At 68.9% G+C, this 16,632-nt stretch carries 14 protein-coding genes and 1 riboswitch; of the genes, 9 read left to right on the forward strand and 5 right to left on the reverse strand.

Features of this window, described 5'->3' with window-relative positions:
• Nucleotides 1-2: 2 nt before the first annotated feature.
• The 5 genes from ACFWV8_RS12950 to gcvT form a co-directional block, all read right to left on the reverse strand.
• Nucleotides 3-389, reverse strand: coding sequence for a DUF3140 domain-containing protein (locus ACFWV8_RS12950; RefSeq protein ID WP_384200428.1), 387 nt, complete (start codon nucleotides 387-389; stop codon nucleotides 3-5).
• Between the two features lie 19 nt (nucleotides 390-408).
• The gene (locus ACFWV8_RS12955) at nucleotides 409-1,791 is read right to left on the reverse strand and encodes an L-serine ammonia-lyase (protein WP_384200430.1); all 1,383 of its coding nucleotides are present in this window, start codon (nucleotides 1,789-1,791) and stop codon (nucleotides 409-411) included.
• 178 nt (nucleotides 1,792-1,969) lie between these two features.
• A complete protein-coding gene (gene glyA / locus ACFWV8_RS12960) occupies nucleotides 1,970-3,238 on the reverse strand; it encodes a serine hydroxymethyltransferase (RefSeq protein ID WP_384200432.1) in 1,269 nt (422 codons plus the stop codon).
• 16 nt (nucleotides 3,239-3,254) lie between these two features.
• Nucleotides 3,255-3,632 carry a glycine cleavage system protein GcvH gene (gcvH, locus tag ACFWV8_RS12965; RefSeq protein ID WP_384200434.1) on the reverse strand — a complete coding sequence of 126 codons (378 nt, stop codon included), beginning with the start codon at nucleotides 3,630-3,632 and terminating at the stop codon, nucleotides 3,255-3,257.
• A gap of 90 nt (nucleotides 3,633-3,722) precedes the next feature.
• A complete protein-coding gene (gene gcvT / locus ACFWV8_RS12970; RefSeq protein ID WP_384200436.1) occupies nucleotides 3,723-4,886 on the reverse strand; it encodes a glycine cleavage system aminomethyltransferase GcvT in 1,164 nt (387 codons plus the stop codon).
• A 167-nt stretch (nucleotides 4,887-5,053) separates the two neighbouring features.
• A riboswitch (glycine riboswitch) is annotated at nucleotides 5,054-5,151 on the reverse strand.
• A 160-nt stretch (nucleotides 5,152-5,311) separates the two neighbouring features.
• Here gcvT and ACFWV8_RS12975 point away from each other — a divergent pair.
• The 9 genes from ACFWV8_RS12975 (at nucleotide 5,312) to ACFWV8_RS13015 (ending at nucleotide 16,494) form a co-directional block, all read left to right on the forward strand.
• The gene (locus tag ACFWV8_RS12975; RefSeq protein ID WP_384200437.1) at nucleotides 5,312-5,986 is read left to right on the forward strand and encodes an AAA family ATPase; all 675 of its coding nucleotides are present in this window, start codon (nucleotides 5,312-5,314) and stop codon (nucleotides 5,984-5,986) included.
• An 87-nt stretch (nucleotides 5,987-6,073) separates the two neighbouring features.
• Nucleotides 6,074-6,823: an enhanced serine sensitivity protein SseB gene (locus ACFWV8_RS12980; RefSeq protein ID WP_384200439.1), complete on the forward strand. Its 750-nt coding sequence runs from the start codon at nucleotides 6,074-6,076 to the stop codon at nucleotides 6,821-6,823.
• A 132-nt stretch (nucleotides 6,824-6,955) separates the two neighbouring features.
• Nucleotides 6,956-7,750 (forward strand): enhanced serine sensitivity protein SseB C-terminal domain-containing protein, encoded by a 795-nt coding sequence (locus tag ACFWV8_RS12985; protein WP_329381209.1) that lies wholly within the window; start codon nucleotides 6,956-6,958, stop codon nucleotides 7,748-7,750.
• Nucleotides 7,751-8,166: 416 nt separating this feature from the next.
• Nucleotides 8,167-9,165: an ABC transporter permease gene (locus ACFWV8_RS12990; RefSeq protein ID WP_329381206.1), complete on the forward strand. Its 999-nt coding sequence runs from the start codon at nucleotides 8,167-8,169 to the stop codon at nucleotides 9,163-9,165.
• Between the two features lie 96 nt (nucleotides 9,166-9,261).
• The gene (locus tag ACFWV8_RS12995) at nucleotides 9,262-11,016 is read left to right on the forward strand and encodes an ABC transporter substrate-binding protein (RefSeq protein ID WP_384200441.1); all 1,755 of its coding nucleotides are present in this window, start codon (nucleotides 9,262-9,264) and stop codon (nucleotides 11,014-11,016) included.
• Nucleotides 11,017-11,123: 107 nt separating this feature from the next.
• A complete protein-coding gene (locus ACFWV8_RS13000; RefSeq protein ID WP_268240570.1) occupies nucleotides 11,124-12,137 on the forward strand; it encodes an ABC transporter permease in 1,014 nt (337 codons plus the stop codon).
• 32 nt (nucleotides 12,138-12,169) lie between these two features.
• Nucleotides 12,170-13,267, forward strand: a complete 1,098-nt coding sequence (locus ACFWV8_RS13005) for an ABC transporter ATP-binding protein (protein WP_384200523.1) — start codon at nucleotides 12,170-12,172, stop codon at nucleotides 13,265-13,267.
• A gap of 35 nt (nucleotides 13,268-13,302) precedes the next feature.
• Complete coding sequence (locus tag ACFWV8_RS13010) at nucleotides 13,303-14,511, forward strand: ABC transporter ATP-binding protein (protein ID WP_384200444.1); 1,209 nt, start codon at nucleotides 13,303-13,305, stop codon at nucleotides 14,509-14,511.
• A gap of 312 nt (nucleotides 14,512-14,823) precedes the next feature.
• Complete coding sequence (locus tag ACFWV8_RS13015; protein WP_384200446.1) at nucleotides 14,824-16,494, forward strand: ABC transporter substrate-binding protein; 1,671 nt, start codon at nucleotides 14,824-14,826, stop codon at nucleotides 16,492-16,494.
• Nucleotides 16,495-16,632: the final 138 nt, after the last annotated feature.

Raw genomic sequence — 16,632 nt, forward strand, 5'->3', positions numbered from 1 at the left:
CCTCACAGCGAGCCTTCGGGCCCCGACCTCAGCGGGTCGTGACCCAGCCTCATCAGCTGGTCACGGCTCGGCCGGCCGGCCGAGCCGGGTGTGAAGTCCTCGACGCGTTCCACCACGTCGTACATGACCCGGGTGTCTTCCTCGGTCAGCTCGCTGCGGCGCTTCTGCAGGATCTCCAGCACCCGCAGCCCGGTGGTCGTCCACTCGGACTCCGACTCGGACTCGGACTCCGACTCCGACTCGGATGCGGACCCGGAGTCCGCGCCCTCCGCGCCCTCCGCGCCCCCCTCCGTCTGGAGGACCACGCCGATCTCCTGCGAGGTCATGTTGACCACGCCGTGGAACTCGGTCCAGAGCGTTTCGAGTTCGAGTGCGGACATACCGGCCATGTCATTCACTCCTGACGTCTCAGCATTCGATGATGTTCACCGCGAGCCCGCCCCGCGCGGTCTCCTTGTACTTGACCGACATGTCAGCGCCGGTCTCCTTCATCGTCTTGATGACCTTGTCCAGCGACACCTTGTGGCTGCCGTCGCCGCGCAGCGCCATCTTCGCCGCCGTCACCGCCTTGACCGCCGCCATGCCGTTGCGCTCGATGCACGGGATCTGGACGAGGCCGCCGACCGGGTCACAGGTCAGGCCGAGGTTGTGCTCCATACCGATCTCGGCCGCGTTCTCGACCTGTTCGGGGCTGCCGCCCAGCACCTCCGCGAGGGCGCCCGCCGCCATCGAGCAGGCGGAGCCGACCTCGCCCTGGCAGCCGACCTCGGCGCCCGAGATGGACGCGTTCTCCTTGAAGAGCATGCCGATCGCGCCGGCGGCGAGCAGGAAGCGGACGATGTCGTCGTCCTTCTCGGCGTCCGTGTGCCCGGCAGCGGCGAAGTTCAGGTAGTAGTGCAGCACCGCCGGGATGATGCCCGCCGCGCCGTTCGTGGGGGCGGTGACGACACGCCCGCCCGCCGCGTTCTCCTCGTTGACCGCCATCGCGTAGAGGGTGATCCACTCCATCGCGCGGGCCGCCGGGTCGCCCTCGGCACGCAGCTGCCGGGCGGAGTTCGCCGCGCGGCGGCGCACCTTGAGTCCGCCGGGCAGCAGGCCCTCGCGGGTCATACCGCGTGACACGCACTCGCGCATGGCTCCCCAGATCTCCAGCAGCCCCTCGCGGATCTCGGTCTCCGTGCGCCACGCCTTCTCGTTCTCCAGCATGAGCGCGGAGATCGAGAGCCCGGTCTCGCCGGCCAGCCGCAACAGCTCGTCACCGCTGCGGAAGCGGTACGTCAGCACCGTGTCGTCCAACTTGATGCGGTCCTCGTCCACGGCGTCCTCGTCCACGACGAAGCCGCCGCCGACCGAGTAGTACGTCTTCTCCAGGAGGACGGTGCCGGCGGAGTCGTACGCGAAGACCGTCATGCCGTTCGCGTGGTACGGCAGCGCCTTGCGCCGGTGCAGGATCAGGTCCGCGTCGAAGTCGAAGCCGATCTCGTGCATCCCGAGCAGGCTGATCCGGCCGCTGCTCCGGATGGCCTCCACGCGCGCGTCGGCGGACTCGATGTCGACCGTACGGGGGGACTCGCCCGCCAGGCCCAGCAGCACCGCCTTGGGCGTCCCGTGGCCGTGGCCGGTGGCGCCGAGCGAGCCGAAGAGCTCGGCCCGTACCGAGGCGGTGTGGGCGATCAGGCCCTCGTTCTTCAGCCGCCGCGCGAAGAGACCGGCCGCGCGCATGGGGCCGACCGTGTGGGAGCTGGACGGGCCGATGCCGATCGAGAACAGGTCGAAGACCGAGATGGCCACGGTGGTACTCCTTGCGGGCTGGTAGACGCCGTCGTCTGCCGGGGTGGTGCGGAAAACGTAACTACAGGTGCAACGGTACGGCGCGCCGCGCGCGCCGGTCGGGTGCGCGCGGCGCGGCCGTGGGCCTCGGACACGCCCTGGTCGCGGATGCGACCTCGGCCGTGGGGACCCGGTGGGACTACAGGCCGGGGTACAGCGGGTGCTTCGTCGCCAGCGCCGTCACGCGCGCCGCCAGGGCCTCGCGGTCGAACTCCGGCTTCAGGGCCGCCGCGATGACGTCGGCGACCTCGGTGAAGTCCTCGGCCGTGAAGCCGCGGGTGGCGAGCGCCGGGGTGCCGATCCGCAGGCCGGATGTGACCATCGGCGGGCGCGGGTCGTTCGGGACGGCGTTGCGGTTGACCGTGATGCCGATCTCGTGCAGCCGGTCCTCCGCCTGCTGCCCGTCCAGCTCCGAGTTCCGCAGGTCGACCAGGACCAGGTGCACGTCCGTACCGCCCGACAGGACCGAGACGCCGGCCTTGGTGACGTCGTCCTGGACCAGCCGCTCGGCGAGGATGCGCGCGCCGTCCAGCGTCAGCTGCTGGCGCTCCTTGAACTCCTCGGACGCCGCGATCTTGAAGGAGACCGCCTTCGCCGCGATGACATGCTCCAGCGGGCCGCCCTGCTGGCCGGGGAAGACCGCGGAGTTGATCTTCTTGGCCAGCTCCTGGGTGGAGAGGATCACACCGCCGCGCGGGCCGCCCAGGGTCTTGTGCGTGGTCGTGGTGACGACGTGCGCGTGCGGCACCGGGTTCGGGTGCAGCCCGGCGGCGACCAGACCGGCGAAGTGCGCCATGTCGACCATCAGGTACGCGCCGACCTCGTCGGCGATCCGGCGGAACGCGGCGAAGTCGAGCTGCCGCGGGTACGCCGACCAGCCGGCCACGATGAGCTTGGGGCGCGACTCCTTCGCCAGCCGCTCGACCTCGGCCATGTCGACCTGGCCGCTCTCCTCGTCGACGTGGTAGGCGACCACGTTGTAGAGCTTGCCGGAGAAGTTGATCTTCATACCGTGGGTGAGGTGGCCGCCGTGGGCCAGATTCAGACCCATGATCGTGTCGCCGGGCTTCAGCAGTGCGAACATCGCCGCGGCGTTCGCCTGCGCGCCGGAGTGCGGCTGCACGTTGGCGTGCTCGGCGCCGAAGAGCGCCTTCACCCGGTCGATCGCGATGTTCTCGACCACGTCGACGTACTCACAGCCGCCGTAGTAGCGGCGGCCCGGGTAGCCCTCGGCGTACTTGTTGGTCAGGACGGAGCCCTGGGCCTCCATGACGGCGACCGGCGCGAAGTTCTCCGACGCGATCATTTCGAGCGTCGACTGCTGGCGGTGGAGTTCGGAGTCGACGGCGGCGGCGACATCCGGGTCGAGCTCGTGGAGTGAGGAGTTGAGGAGCGACTTCGAAGACATCACAGTCCCTGGGGTCTCAGTTGCCGGAGAATTCGGTGTACTCGTCGGCGGAGAGCAGGTCCTTCGGCTCCTCCGCGACGCGTACCTTGAACAGCCAGCCGCCCTCGAAGGGTGCGGAGTTCACCAGCGAGGGGTCGTCCACGACGTCCTGGTTCGCCTCGGTGACCTCACCCGTCACGGGGGAGTACAGGTCGCTGACCGACTTGGTCGACTCCAGCTCACCGCAGGTCTCGCCCGCGGTCACCGTGTCACCGACCGCGGGGAGCTCGGCGAACACGACGTCGCCGAGGGCGTTCGCCGCGAACTCCGTGATGCCGACCGTCGAGACGCCGTCATCGGCGGTCGACAGCCACTCGTGCTCCTTGCTGTAGCGCAGCTGCTGGGGGTTGCTCATGGCGTGAATTCTCCTGTACGCGGGGGTGTGGTGGTGAACACGTGTCTTGCGGAGTGAGATGCCGGCGCGGCACCTCGTGGGTGCCGGGCGCTACTTCTGTCGTTTGTAGAAGGGCAGCGCGACGACGTCGTACGGCTCGACCGAGCCCCGGATGTCGACCCCGACGCCCGCCGTGCCCGCCGCGGCGTGCGACGCGTCCACATAGGCCATCGCGATCGGCCGGCCCAGTGTCGGCGACGGCGCGCCCGAGGTGACATGGCCGACGACCTCGCCGCCGGCCACGACCGGGTATCCGGCGCGCGGCACCCGGCGGCCCTCGGCGACGAGCCCGACCAGCTTGCGCGGCGGCGCGTTCCCGGCGCGCTCGGCGGCGGCCTCCAGCGCCGGGCGCCCCACGAAGTAACCCTCCTTCTCGAACTTGACCACCCTGCCCAGGCCCGCGTCGAAGGGCGTGAGACCGGTGGTCAGCTCCTGCCCGTACAGCGGCATCCCGGCCTCCATACGGAGGGTGTCGCGGCACGAGAGCCCGGCCGGTACGAGTCCGGCGGCCGCGCCCGCGGCGGTCAGCGCCTGCCACAGCCCCTCCGCGTGCCGGGGCGCCACGAACAGCTCGAAGCCGTCCTCACCCGTGTAGCCGGTACGGGCGATCAGCGCGGGCACGCCGGCGACGGTGCCGGGCAGCCCGGCGTAGTACTTGAGCCCGGCCAGATCGGCGTCGGTGAGGGAGGCGAGGATGCCGGGCGACTCGGGGCCCTGGACGGCGAGGAGCGCGTACGCGTCGCGGTCGTCCCGCACCTCGGCGTCGAAGTCCGCGGCGCGCCCCGTCAGCTCGTCGAGCACCACCTGCGCGTTGGAGGCGTTCGCGACGACCATGAATTCGGGTGACCCGTGCGTGTCGAGGCGGTACACGATCAGGTCGTCCAGGATGCCGCCGTCCTCCTGGCAGATCATGGTGTAGCGGGCGCGGCCCACGGCGAGCGAGCCGATGTTGCCGACCAGCGCGTAGTCGAGGGCCTGGGCCGCCCGCGGGCCGCTGACGGTGATCTCACCCATGTGGGAGAGGTCGAAGAGCCCGGCCTTCGTACGGACGGCGAGATGTTCCTCCCGCTCGCTGGCGTACCGCAGCGGCATGTCCCAGCCCGCGAAGTCGGTCATGGTGGCGCCCAGCGCGCGGTGGACGGCGTCGAGCGCGGTGTGGCGCGGGCCGTCCGGACCAGCCGCTTCGGGGGCGGGCGTGTGAGACGTATTGCTCATAGGTGTGGCTCCCAGGGCATGACAGAGAGGACAATCCTCCCCATCTGTCATCGGAACCTGAGAGGTTCATCACGACCGCACGTACACGTTCATACGTACGCACACGAAAGGTCGCGACTTGCACCTTGGGTGGAAGCGCCTGACGGCGATTCGCTTTTCAGATCTGCCTCGTCCGCGCGGTACTGGGCCTGAGAGATTCAAGGGAGGAACTTGCTCCTTCGGCGCCCGGCACCCATGGTGACCAGGACTCTCCCGCGCGGATTCGAACGGCCGTTATGGAGTTGGCGCGCACATCATCGCACGGGCCTGCCGGACGGAGCCGACAGGGCCGTGAACAGCAAAACGCTTGTGCCGTATTACCCATTCTTTACACTTCAAGGGCAGGGAACATCGGCCAGGGCGATGGACCCGACAGGGGGAGGGCGATGACGTTGCAGCGGTCCCGTGCAGGCGCGTACGCGACGACCGCGGGGGTGCCCGCCCAGCCGGCAGCGGTCCCCCGCCGGACCTTGGCGGCGGTCCCACCGGTGGTCCGGGACCTGCGCGAGGGGAGAGGCCGGGGGCCCCGGCGCCTGACGTTCGGCGGCGGCGACGTGGTCGTCGTCTCCGGGCTGCCGGGCAGCGGGAAGTCCACGCTGATCGGCCGGGCCGCGGCGGGCCGGGGGATCGACTCGCAGGACACCCGCGACCGCTGGGACCGCAGGCTGCCCGCGCGGCTGCCGTACGCGGTCTACCGGCCGCTGGTGCGCCTCGCGCACTACACGGGGCTGCGGCGGGCGCTGCGCTCCGGCGAGAGCGTCGTGGTGCACGACTGCGGCACCCAGGCGTGGGTACGGCGCTGGCTGGCCCGCGAGGCGGGGCGGCGCGGCAGACGGCTCCATCTCGTCCTGCTGGACGTCACGCCGAAGACCGCCCGCGCGGGCCAGCGCGAACGTGGCCGCGGTGTGTCGGGGTACGCATTCGCCCGCCATCGCCGGGCGGTGTCCCGCCTGGTCAAGGACGCGGAGTCGGGCCGCCTCCCGGCGGGCTGCGAGTCGGCGGTCCTGCTGGACCGCGACGCGGCGGGCGCGCTGGTGGGGATCGACTTCCGGGGAGCGTGAGCGGGGCGTCCGGTGACCGGTGCGGGGTTAGGGTTTTCCGGGGTACGCGGGGGTGGGGAAGGCGTACGGGGCGATACGGGAGAGTCAGTGAACACAGCATGGCCGGGCAACGAGTTGGAAGAGGTGCTCGCCGCGTCGCTCGGGAACGCGTCGGCGGGCGGACGGCTGGTCGAGGTACTCGGCCGCAGCCAGCTCTGGGTGCCGCTGCCCAACGGCGGCGGACCCGACAGCCCCGGACTCGATCTGCCCACGCTGGAGATCGAGGGCGCGCCGTACGTCCCCGTCTTCAGTTCCGAGCAGCAGTTCCTCCAGTGCGTCGGGGCCCATATGCCCTTCACGGTCGCCCCGGCGCGTGAGTTCGCCCGCGGTCTGCCGCCGCAGCTCGGCATAGCCGTGAACCCCGGCGGCATGGTCGGCGCGCCGCTGCCGCCGCTCGCCGTCGCCGAACTGTGCCGGGTGGGCCGTACGCCGCTGGACGGGCCCGCGAGCGGCGGCCGGGTGCGGCTCTTCGAGCCCGACTGGCAGGAGGACCCCGTCGACTTCCTGACGGCCGCCGCCGAGGAGTTCGAGGCGTCCGGCGTCGTCGTCAGCGCCCGCCGGGGACTGGCGAGCATCGAGGGCGAGCCCCCGGTGCTCTTCGTCGGCGTCCAGCTCTCCTCCTGGGAGGCCGCCGAACGCAACGCGCCCATGGACGCGCTCGGCAGGGCCCTCGGCCGGACCCAGGTCGCCTGGCCCGTCAATCTCGTACTGCTGGACGCCACCCAGGATCCGGTCGGTACGTGGATGGTGGAACGGGTGCGCCCCTTCTACCAGCGCACGGCCGCCCCGCCCGTCTAACACGCCGCGCGCCCCCTGCCCCGGATCCGGCCATGACCCATCGCACTAAGCTGGTTTGATGGCCTGGCCGGCACGGGCCCGAAGTGGGGGAGGCCGGTCCAAATGGTGGATCGACGAGGGGCGGGACCCAGAGTGAGCGCGTCAGGCACCGCGGCGGCCGGGCAGGTCGAGCACATGCTGCGCCAGGTGACGCCAGGACGCTACGACGCCTACGAGGCGCTGCTCCAGGCGCTCGCGGACGGCTCGGCCGGTCAGGTGTGGATGCTGCTCTGGCACGGCCGTGCGGGCTCGCCCGACGCCCAGTACGGGAACATGGAGGTCGACGGCCTCGGCTACGCGCCCTGCGTCACCTCGGCCCAGGAGCTCTCCGTCAGTGGCTGGAACCGCGCGCACGAGGTCGTCACCGGCCGCGACATCGCCCGCGCCCTCTACCCCGAACGCTGGGGGATCTGGCTCAACCCGCACGCCCCCGGCGGCGGCGTCGGCATCCCGTGGCTCGACCTGCGCCGGATCGCCACCGGCCTCGACCGGATGCCCGCCGGCCCGCTGCGGCTCTCCGAACCGGCCGTCGAGATCCCGCAGTTCTACGCCCTGCTCACGCAGAACGCCCACCGCACCCCCGCCGTAAGGTCGTTGCGCCGCGCCTGGGTCCACCCGGCGCTCGGCGCCCCGTATCTCACCATCGGTCTGGATCTGTACGACACGAGCCCGGCGTCCGTCGACGCCGTGCGCGCGATGATGCAGCAGTCCATCGGCGCGGTCCCCGAGGGGCTGCCGGTCTCCACCGTCGCGATGTCCGACGAGTACGACCCGGTCACGATGTGGCTGCGGGCCAACTCCCGGCCGTTCTACGACCGGGAGGCCCACGGGGCGCCCCAGGCGGCGCCCGGCTACGGCTACCCGCCCGCCGCCCCGCGCGCCTACTGACCGCACGCCTGCCCGCCCGCCACGGCCGGCCGTAACGCCCCGCGCCGTACCGTTCGGTACGACAGGCGTACCGTACGGACTACGGACGTCGCGAGCCGTAGTGAAACCTACCGAAAACGGGCGGTCGTTCCGCTGAGGCGATCACAACGTCCGGATAACGGTAGGTGTCTGACTCCATCACGTTTGAGCAAACATTCCACTTGAACACTGGCGGGTGATCACTACGGCCATGAAGACTCCCGGCAGCGGGGACTGTCGGTCCCTTGTGCGAGCAGCCCAGCATCGCTCCACGGGAAGCCCTTCACGGGACGCTTCCGCGACACCAGCACCGATGAGTGCGCCAACTGATGCGAGACAGGCCGTTACAACGGCGGGTACGGGCCGGCGACCGCCGGCCAGGAGGGGTCGAAGACGTTGTGACCGCACCGATCGAGACCACCAAGTCGGCTGCCGAAGTGCAGCCGGAGGCAGTGCTCACGGGCGCCAAGCAGAGCCAGATAGAAGGGCGTTCGCTCGGTCGAATAGCCTGGACGCGCTTCAAGCGCGACAAGGCCGCCGTGGCCGGCGGCATCGTTGTCATACTCCTGGTTCTGCTCGCCGTACTGGCCAAGCCCATCCAGGCACTCTTCGATCTCGACCCCAACGCCCTGAACCAGGACCTGGTCGATCCGGAGCTGCTGGCCCCCAAGGGCGCCTGGGGCGGCATGAGCTGGGACCACCCGCTCGGTGTGGAGCCCGGCCTCGGCCGTGACCTCCTCGCCCGCATCATCGAGGGCTCCTGGGTCTCGCTCCTCGTCGCCGCCGGAGCCACCCTGCTCTCCGTGGCCATCGGCACCCTGCTCGGCGTCATCGCCGGCTACTACGGGGGCTGGGTCGACGCCGTCGTCAGCCGGCTGATGGACACCTTCCTCGCCTTCCCGCTGCTGCTCTTCGCGATCTCGATCTCCGCCGCCCTCCAGGACGGCGCCTTCGGACTCAGCGGACTGCCCCTGCGGATCGGTGTGCTGATCTTCGTGATCGGCTTCTTCAACTGGCCCTACATGGGCCGGATCGTGCGCGCGCAGACCATGAGCCTGCGCAGGCGTGAGTTCGTCGACGCGTCCCGGAGTCTGGGGGCCAGAGGGCCCTTCATCCTCTTCCGGGAACTGCTGCCGAACCTCGTGGCGCCGATCCTCGTCTACTCGACGCTCCTGATCCCCACAAACATCCTCTTCGAGGCCGGTCTGAGCTTCCTCGGAGTGGGCATCGCCCCGCCACAGGCCTCGTGGGGCGGCATGCTCACCACCGCGGTGGACCTGTACGAGGTCGATCTGCACTACATGTTCGTGCCCGGCATGGCGATCTTCATCACCGTGCTGGCATTCAACCTGCTGGGTGACGGGCTGCGTGACGCACTCGACCCCCGCAGCAAGTAGTCCCCCCAGGCACCATCCCGGTACCACCCAGCACCATCCACAGCGGCCGACCTTGAGCTCCGTGCCGTATCCATTGATAGAGGGGCTTTCCTCAGGATGAAGACCAAGAAAGCGACAGCTGTCCTGGCGACAGCCATCGTGCTGGCGCTCGGCGCGTCGGCGTGCGGCGGCTCGGACAGCAAGGACAACAACAAGAGCGACGGCGCCGGAGTCGACGCCGGACTGACGTCGGTCGTCAACAAGTCCGACAAGAAGGGGGGCACCGTCACCTTCGAGCACTCGGACGTGCCGGACTCCCTCGACCCGGGCAACACCTACTACGGCTGGGTCCAGAACTTCTCCCGCCTCTACGGCCGTACGCTCACCACCTTCAAGCCGGCCGCCGGCAAGGAAGGCCTGGAGGTTGTCCCCGACCTCGCGGAGTCGCTGGGTGAGCCGAGCCCGGACGCCAAGACCTGGACGTACAAGCTCCGCAAGGGCGTCAAGTTCGACGACGGCAGCCCGGTCACGTCCAAGGACGTCAAGTACGCCATCGAGCGCAGCAACTTCGCGCCCGAGGCCCTCTCGCACGGTCCCACCTACTTCAAGGCCTACCTGCTGGGCGGCGAGAAGTACAAGGGCCCGTACAAGGACAAGTCCCCCGAGGGCCTGAAGTCCATCGAGACCCCGGACGACCAGACGATCGTCTTCAAGCTCAACAAGCCGTTCGCCGACTTCGACTACCTGGCGACCTTCTCGCAGACGGCCCCCGTGCCGCAGGCGAAGGACAAGGGCGCCGAGTACGTCAAGCAGATCTCGTCGTCGGGCCCGTACAAGTTCGAGTCGTACAACGAGGGCCGCAGCGCGACCCTCGTGCGCAACCCGCACTGGGACAAGGCCACCGACCCGATCCGCCCGGCGCTCGCCGACAAGATCACCATCAAGTTCAAGGTCAACCCGACCACGGTCGACCAGCACCTGATGAGCGACAACATCACGGTGGACGCCGCCGGCACCGGTCTTCAGACGAAGACCCAGCCCAAGGTCCTCACCAAGTCGAGCGAGAAGGCGAAGACGGACAACTCGTACGCCGGCGCCACCTCGTACCTCGCGCTGTCGACGAAGGTGAAGCCCTTCGACAACGCGGACTGCCGCAAGGCCGTCCACTACGCGATCGACAAGGCGTCCGTCCAGGCCGCGCTCGGTGGCGACACCAAGGGCGACGTGGCGAGCACGCTGCTCCCGCCGACGGTCAACGGGTACCAGAAGTTCGACCTGTACCAGACCGAGGGCAACAAGGGCGACGTCGCGAAGGCCAAGGCCGCGCTCGCGGACTGCGGTCAGCCGAACGGCTTCAAGACCAACCTGACCGCCCGCTCCGACCGTCCCGACGAGGTGCAGATGGCGACCGCCATCCAGGCCTCGCTGAAGAAGGTCGGCATCGAGGCGGAGATCAAGCAGTACCCGTCGGGCAAGTACTTCGGTAACTTCGCCGGTGTCCCCAGCTACGTCCACGAGCACAAGCTCGGCATGATGATGATGGCGTGGGGCGCCGACTGGCCCACCGGCTTCGGCTTCCTCGACCAGATCGTCAACGGCTCCGCCATCAAGCCCTCGGGCGGCAACAACCTGATGGAGCTGAACGACCCCACGATCAACAAGGCGCTGTCGGACGGTATCGCGCAGACCGACGCCGCCGCCCGCACCAAGGCGTGGGGCGAGGTCGACAAGCTCGTCATGGAGAACGCCTCGGCCGTGCCGCTGATCTACCGCAAGAACCTGCTGTACCGCCCGGACTCGGCGACCAACGTCACCGTGACCCAGGCGTACCTCGGTATGTACGACTACCTGCTGATCGGCTCCACCACCTAATTCAGCGGTAGAGCTTCCCAACCCCCCGAAATGCCTGAAAGGCAGGTGAAGGCTTCGGGTCCGTCGGCCGGGTCACCCCCGGCCGGCGGACCCGGCGCCGATCGGCTGTGACTGCGTACATCATCCGACGCGTGATCGCCGCGGTAATGCTGTTGCTGGTGGTCAGCGCAGTCACCTTCGCGATCTTCTTCCTTGTTCCACGGCTCGGTGGGCAGACGATCGACCAGCTGGCAGTCCAGTACGTCGGTAAGGACGCCAACCCCGACTCCATCGCCGCCGTCAAGGCGAACCTGGGGCTCGACCAGCCCCTCTACACCCAGTACTTCGACTTCATCAAGGGCATCTTCGTCGGCGCCGAGTACAACTTCGGCCCGGACCCGTCCATGTGCAACGCGCCCTGCTTCGGCTACTCCTTCAAGACGCACGTCGAGGTGTGGCCCGAGCTGATGGACCGGGTGCCGATCACGTTCTCCCTGGCCATCGGTGCCGCGGTGATCTGGCTGCTCTCCGGTGTCGCCATCGGTGTCCTGTCCGCGCTCAAGCGGGGCTCGATCTTCGACCGCTTCGCCATGACGCTGGCCCTGGCCGGTGTCTCGCTGCCGATCTTCTTCACCGGCATGCTCGGCCTGGCCCTCTTCACCGTCCAGTGGCCACTGTGGTCGGACGGCGTCAACTACGTCCCGTTCGCGGACAATCCGGCGGACTGGGCCTGGAACCTGATCATCCCCTGGTGCAGCCTCGCCTTCCTCTACTCCGCCCTGTACGCCAGGCTCACCCGGGCCGGCATGCTGGAAGTGATGGGGGAGGACTACATCCGTACGGCGCGGGCCAAGGGCCTGCGGGAGAGCACGGTCGTCGCCAAGCACGGACTGCGGTCCGCGCTGACGCCCATCGTCACGATCTTCGGTATGGACTTCGGTCTGCTGCTCGGCGGCGCCGTCATCACCGAACAGGTCTTCTCCCTCCAGGGCATGGGCTCGTACGCGATCCAGTCGGTGAAGGACGCCGACCTGCCGATCGTGATGGGCGTGACCCTGTTCGCCGCATTCTTCATCGTCTTCTGCAATCTGCTGGTGGACCTGGTGTACGCCGCCATCGACCCCAGGGTGAGGTACTCGTGAGCGAGGTTTCCAAGGAGCAGTCCGCGGCACGGGTGCCCGGTCCCGCGTCCGCGCCGGGCGAGCCGGTGGCCGCCAAGGCCGCGGGGGCACCCGGGGCCGGCGGCCCGGGGGACCCGTTCCTCTCCGTACGCGACCTCCGTATCCACTTCAGCACCGACGACGGTCTGGTGAAGTCGGTCGACGGCGTCAGCTTCGACGTCCACGCCGGCAAAACCCTCGGCATCGTCGGTGAGTCCGGCTCCGGCAAGTCGGTCACCTCGCTCGGCGTCATGGGCCTGCACCGCTCCGCCAACGCCGCGATATCCGGCGAGGTCTGGCTGGACGGCGAGGAACTGGTCGGGGCCGACCCCGACCATGTCCGGCGGCTGCGCGGCCGGAAGATGGCCATGATCTTCCAGGACCCGCTGTCCGCGATGCACCCGTACTACCGCGTCGGGTCGCAGATCGTGGAGGCGTACCGCGTCCACCACAAGGTCACCAAGAAGGTCGCCCGCGCGCGGGCGGTCGAGATGCTCGACCGGGTCGGCATCCCCGAGCCGCACAAGCGTGTCGACAGCTATCCGCACGAGTTCTCCGGCGGTATGCGCCAGCGCGCGATGATCGCGATGGCTCTGGTGAACAACCCCGAACTGCTCATCGCCGACGAGCCGACGACCGCCCTGGACGTCACCGTCCAGGCGCAGATCCTCGACCTCATCAGGGATCTGCAGAAGGAGTTCGGCTCCGCGGTCATCATGATCACCCATGACCTCGGGGTCGTCGCCGAGATGGCGGACGACCTGCTGGTTATGTACGGCGGCCGGTGCGTCGAGCGCGGGCCGGCCGAGAAGGTCTTCTACGAGCCGCAGCACCCCTACACCTGGGGCCTGCTCGGCTCGATGCCCCGGATCGACCGTGAGCAGACCGATCGGCTCATCCCCGTCAAGGGCCAGCCGCCGTCGCTCATCAACGTGCCTCAAGGCTGCGCCTTCAACCCGCGCTGCCCGTACGCCGATGTCCCCAAGGACGGCATCACGCGCACGGAGCGCCCCGAGCTGAAGCTGGTCGGCGCCGGGCACCACTCCGCCTGCCATATGACGCAGGAGGAGCGGACCAAGATCTGGACCGAAGAGATTGCGCCGAAGCTGTGAGCGCCGACGCCGTGAGTAACGCAAAGGATGCCGCTGTGGCGGACAGGCCGGAAGAAGACAAGGCGGGGGAGCCCCTGCTGCGGGTGGAGGGGCTGGTCAAGCACTTCCCCGTCAAGAAGGGGCTGCTCCAGCGCCAGGTCGGCGCCGTCAAGGCGGTCGACGGGCTGTCCTTCGACGTCCACGCCGGTGAGACGCTCGGCGTCGTCGGTGAGTCCGGCTGCGGCAAGTCGACCATGGGCCGGCTGATCACGCGGCTCGACGAACCGACCGGCGGGCGGGTCGAGTTCCAGGGCCACGACATCACGCACATGTCGGCGGGCAAGATCCGTCCGCTCCGCCGCGACGTGCAGATGATCTTCCAGGACCCGTACTCCTCGCTGAACCCGCGCCACACGATCGGCACGATCGTCGGCGCGCCGTTCAAGCTCCAGCACGTGGAGCCCGAGGGCGGGGTGAAGAAGGAGGTCCAGCGTCTCCTGGGCCTGGTGGGTCTGAGCCCTGAGCACTACAACCGCTACCCGCACGAGTTCTCCGGCGGCCAGCGCCAGCGCATCGGTATCGCGCGGGCCCTGGCGCTGAGCCCGAAGCTGGTCGTGGCCGACGAGCCGGTCTCCGCGCTGGACGTGTCGATCCAGGCGCAGGTGGTGAACCTGCTGGACGACCTCCAGGACGAGCTGGGCCTCACGTACGTGATCATCGCGCACGACCTCTCGGTCATCCGCCATGTCTCGGACCGGATCGCCGTGATGTACCTCGGCAAGATCGTCGAGCTGTCGGACCGCAAGTCTCTGTACGAGCGGCCGATGCACCCGTACACGAAGGCGCTGCTGTCGGCGGTACCGGTGCCCGACCCGAAGCGGCGCGGGGCCAGGAGCGAGCGGATTCTGCTCAAGGGCGATGTGCCGTCGCCGATCTCGCCGCCGACCGGCTGCCGGTTCCACACCCGTTGCTGGAAGGCGACGGAGGTGTGCCGGACGGTGGAGCCGCCGCTGATCCGGCTGGAGCCGGGGCACGAGGCGGCCTGCCACCACCCGGAGAACGCGCCGGACCAGATCCCGGACGACACGACGGTGCTCGCGTCGGCGCGCGAGGCGATCGCGCTGGTGGGTGACGCGGTGGCGACCGACCCGGGTGCCGGGAAGGCGGCTGACGGTGAGTCGGCCGGGCCTTCGGGGCCTTCCGCCGAGACGGAGACCTCCGAGGCGGAGCCTTCCGAGGCGCCGAAGGGGCTCACCAAGGAGTAGCCCGCCAGGCCCGTACGTCAGGCCTCTCACGCCGTACGTCACGCACGCCCCCCGTCCGCATGGTCCCACCATGCGGACGGGGGGCTTCTGCGTCGTACGGGAGGTTCACCCGGTTCGCCCGCCCCAACTACGGCTCGCGTGGCAGGACTTGACTGGTTGGGGCGCGATGTCCCGGAGTCTGTCCATTTGTCGACTGTCCGGATCTCAGGTCTGCAACTCCGCATTGCGGCCTGTTCATTTGGCACTTTCTTGACTGTAATGTTCGGCCGTCAAGACCGAGCTCTCGACTCGTCAGGACCCCTGGGGTGGACCATGCGAATATTCAAGTCCCGAGCCGCTGGGGCGATCGTCACGGCCTTGGCCGTCGCACTGATCGCCACAGGCTGTTCCAGCGAGCGCGACGAGGAAGGTGACTCGGGCGGCGCGAAGGACACCTTCGTCTTCGGCGGCCCCGGTGACCCCGGTTCGCTGGACCCGGCGCTGGCGAGCGACGGCGAGACCTTCCGCGTCACCCGGCAGGCCTTCGAGGCCCTGCTGAAGCACGAGTCGGGCGGCAGCGAGCTGGCCCCCGCCCTGGCCGAGAAGTGGTCGAGCAACGAGGCAGGCACGGTCTGGACGTTCAACCTCCGTAAGGACGTGACCTTCCACGACGGCGAGAAGTTCAACGCCGCCGCGGTGTGCGCCAATTACGACCACTGGTTCAACTGGAAGGGCACGTACCAGTCCAGCGCGGTCTCCTACTACTGGCAGACCGTCATGGGCGGCTTCGCGGCCAACGAGGACCCCGAGACGCCGAAGGCGAACTACAAGTCCTGCACCGCGAAGGACGACAGCACCGCCGTCATCGAGGTGAACGAGCCCTCCGCGAACCTCCCCGGCGGCTTCTCCCTCCAGGCGCTCGCGATCCACTCGCCCAAGGCGCTGGCCGAGTACGCGAAGCAGGACGCCACCGCCAAGGGTGACGCCATCACGTACCCCAAGTACAGCCAGGTGGCGGGGACGGTCGCGGGCACCGGACCGTACAAGATCACTGAGTGGAACAAGGGCAACAAGGAAGTCTCGCTGGAGCGCTACGAGGACTACTGGGGCTCCAAGGCGAAGATCAAGAACCTGGTCTTCCGCACCATCGACACCGAGGACGGCCGTCGCCAGGCCCTCCAGGCCGGTGACATCGACGGGTACGACCTGGTCGCCCCGGCCGATGTGGCGACACTCAAGGGAGACGGCTTCCAGGTCCCCACGCGTGACGTCTTCAACATCTTCTACGTCGGCATGAGCCAGGAGAAGAACAAGGCCCTGCAGAAGCCCGAGGTCCGCCAGGCCATCGCGCACGCCATCGACCGCGAGAACCTGGTCAAGACGCAGCTGCCCGCGGGCGGCGTCGTGGCGACGCAGTTCATGCCCGACACGGTCGCCGGCTACTCGGACGCGGTCCAGAAGTACGCCTTCGACACCGCCAAGGCCAAGCAACTCCTCGCGGGGGCCGACGAGAGCGCGCTGAAGATCGAGTTCTGCTACCCGACCGAGGTCACCCGCCCGTACATGCCCGCTCCGCAGGACATGTTCGAGCTGATGAAGGCCGACCTGGAGAAGGCCGGGATCACCGTCACGCCCAAGCCCATGAAGTGGGCACCGGACTACATCGACGCCACCGAGGCCGGCGGCTGCGAACTGCACATGCTGGGCTGGACCGGTGACTTCAACGACGGTTACAACTTCATCGGCACCTGGTTCGCCGAGTACGACAAGCAGTGGGGCTTCAAGGACAAGGGCGTCTTCGACGCGCTGAAGGCCGCGTCGATCGAGACCGACCCGACCAAGCGGACGGACCTCTACAAGAAGGCCAACGAGACGATCATGGCGTACCTGCCGGGTGTGCCGATCTCCTCGTCGCCGCCGGCGATCGCGTTCGCGGGCAACGTCAATCCGCCGAAAGTCTCCCCGCTGACGCAGGAGAACTTCGCCGAGACGTCCTTCAAGTAGCACGTCCATCAGGTAGCACGTCCCGCACACAGCACGACCTGCCAGGGTCCGCCCGGCCGGCGGCACACGATCCCGCCGCCGGGCGGACCCTGACCCACGTTCAGGTCCCGTCCTCACACACCGAAGAAAGGGGCACGC

It is taken from the genome of Streptomyces sp. NPDC058665 (assembly GCF_042714995.1).
GTDB lineage: Bacteria > Actinomycetota > Actinomycetes > Streptomycetales > Streptomycetaceae > Streptomyces.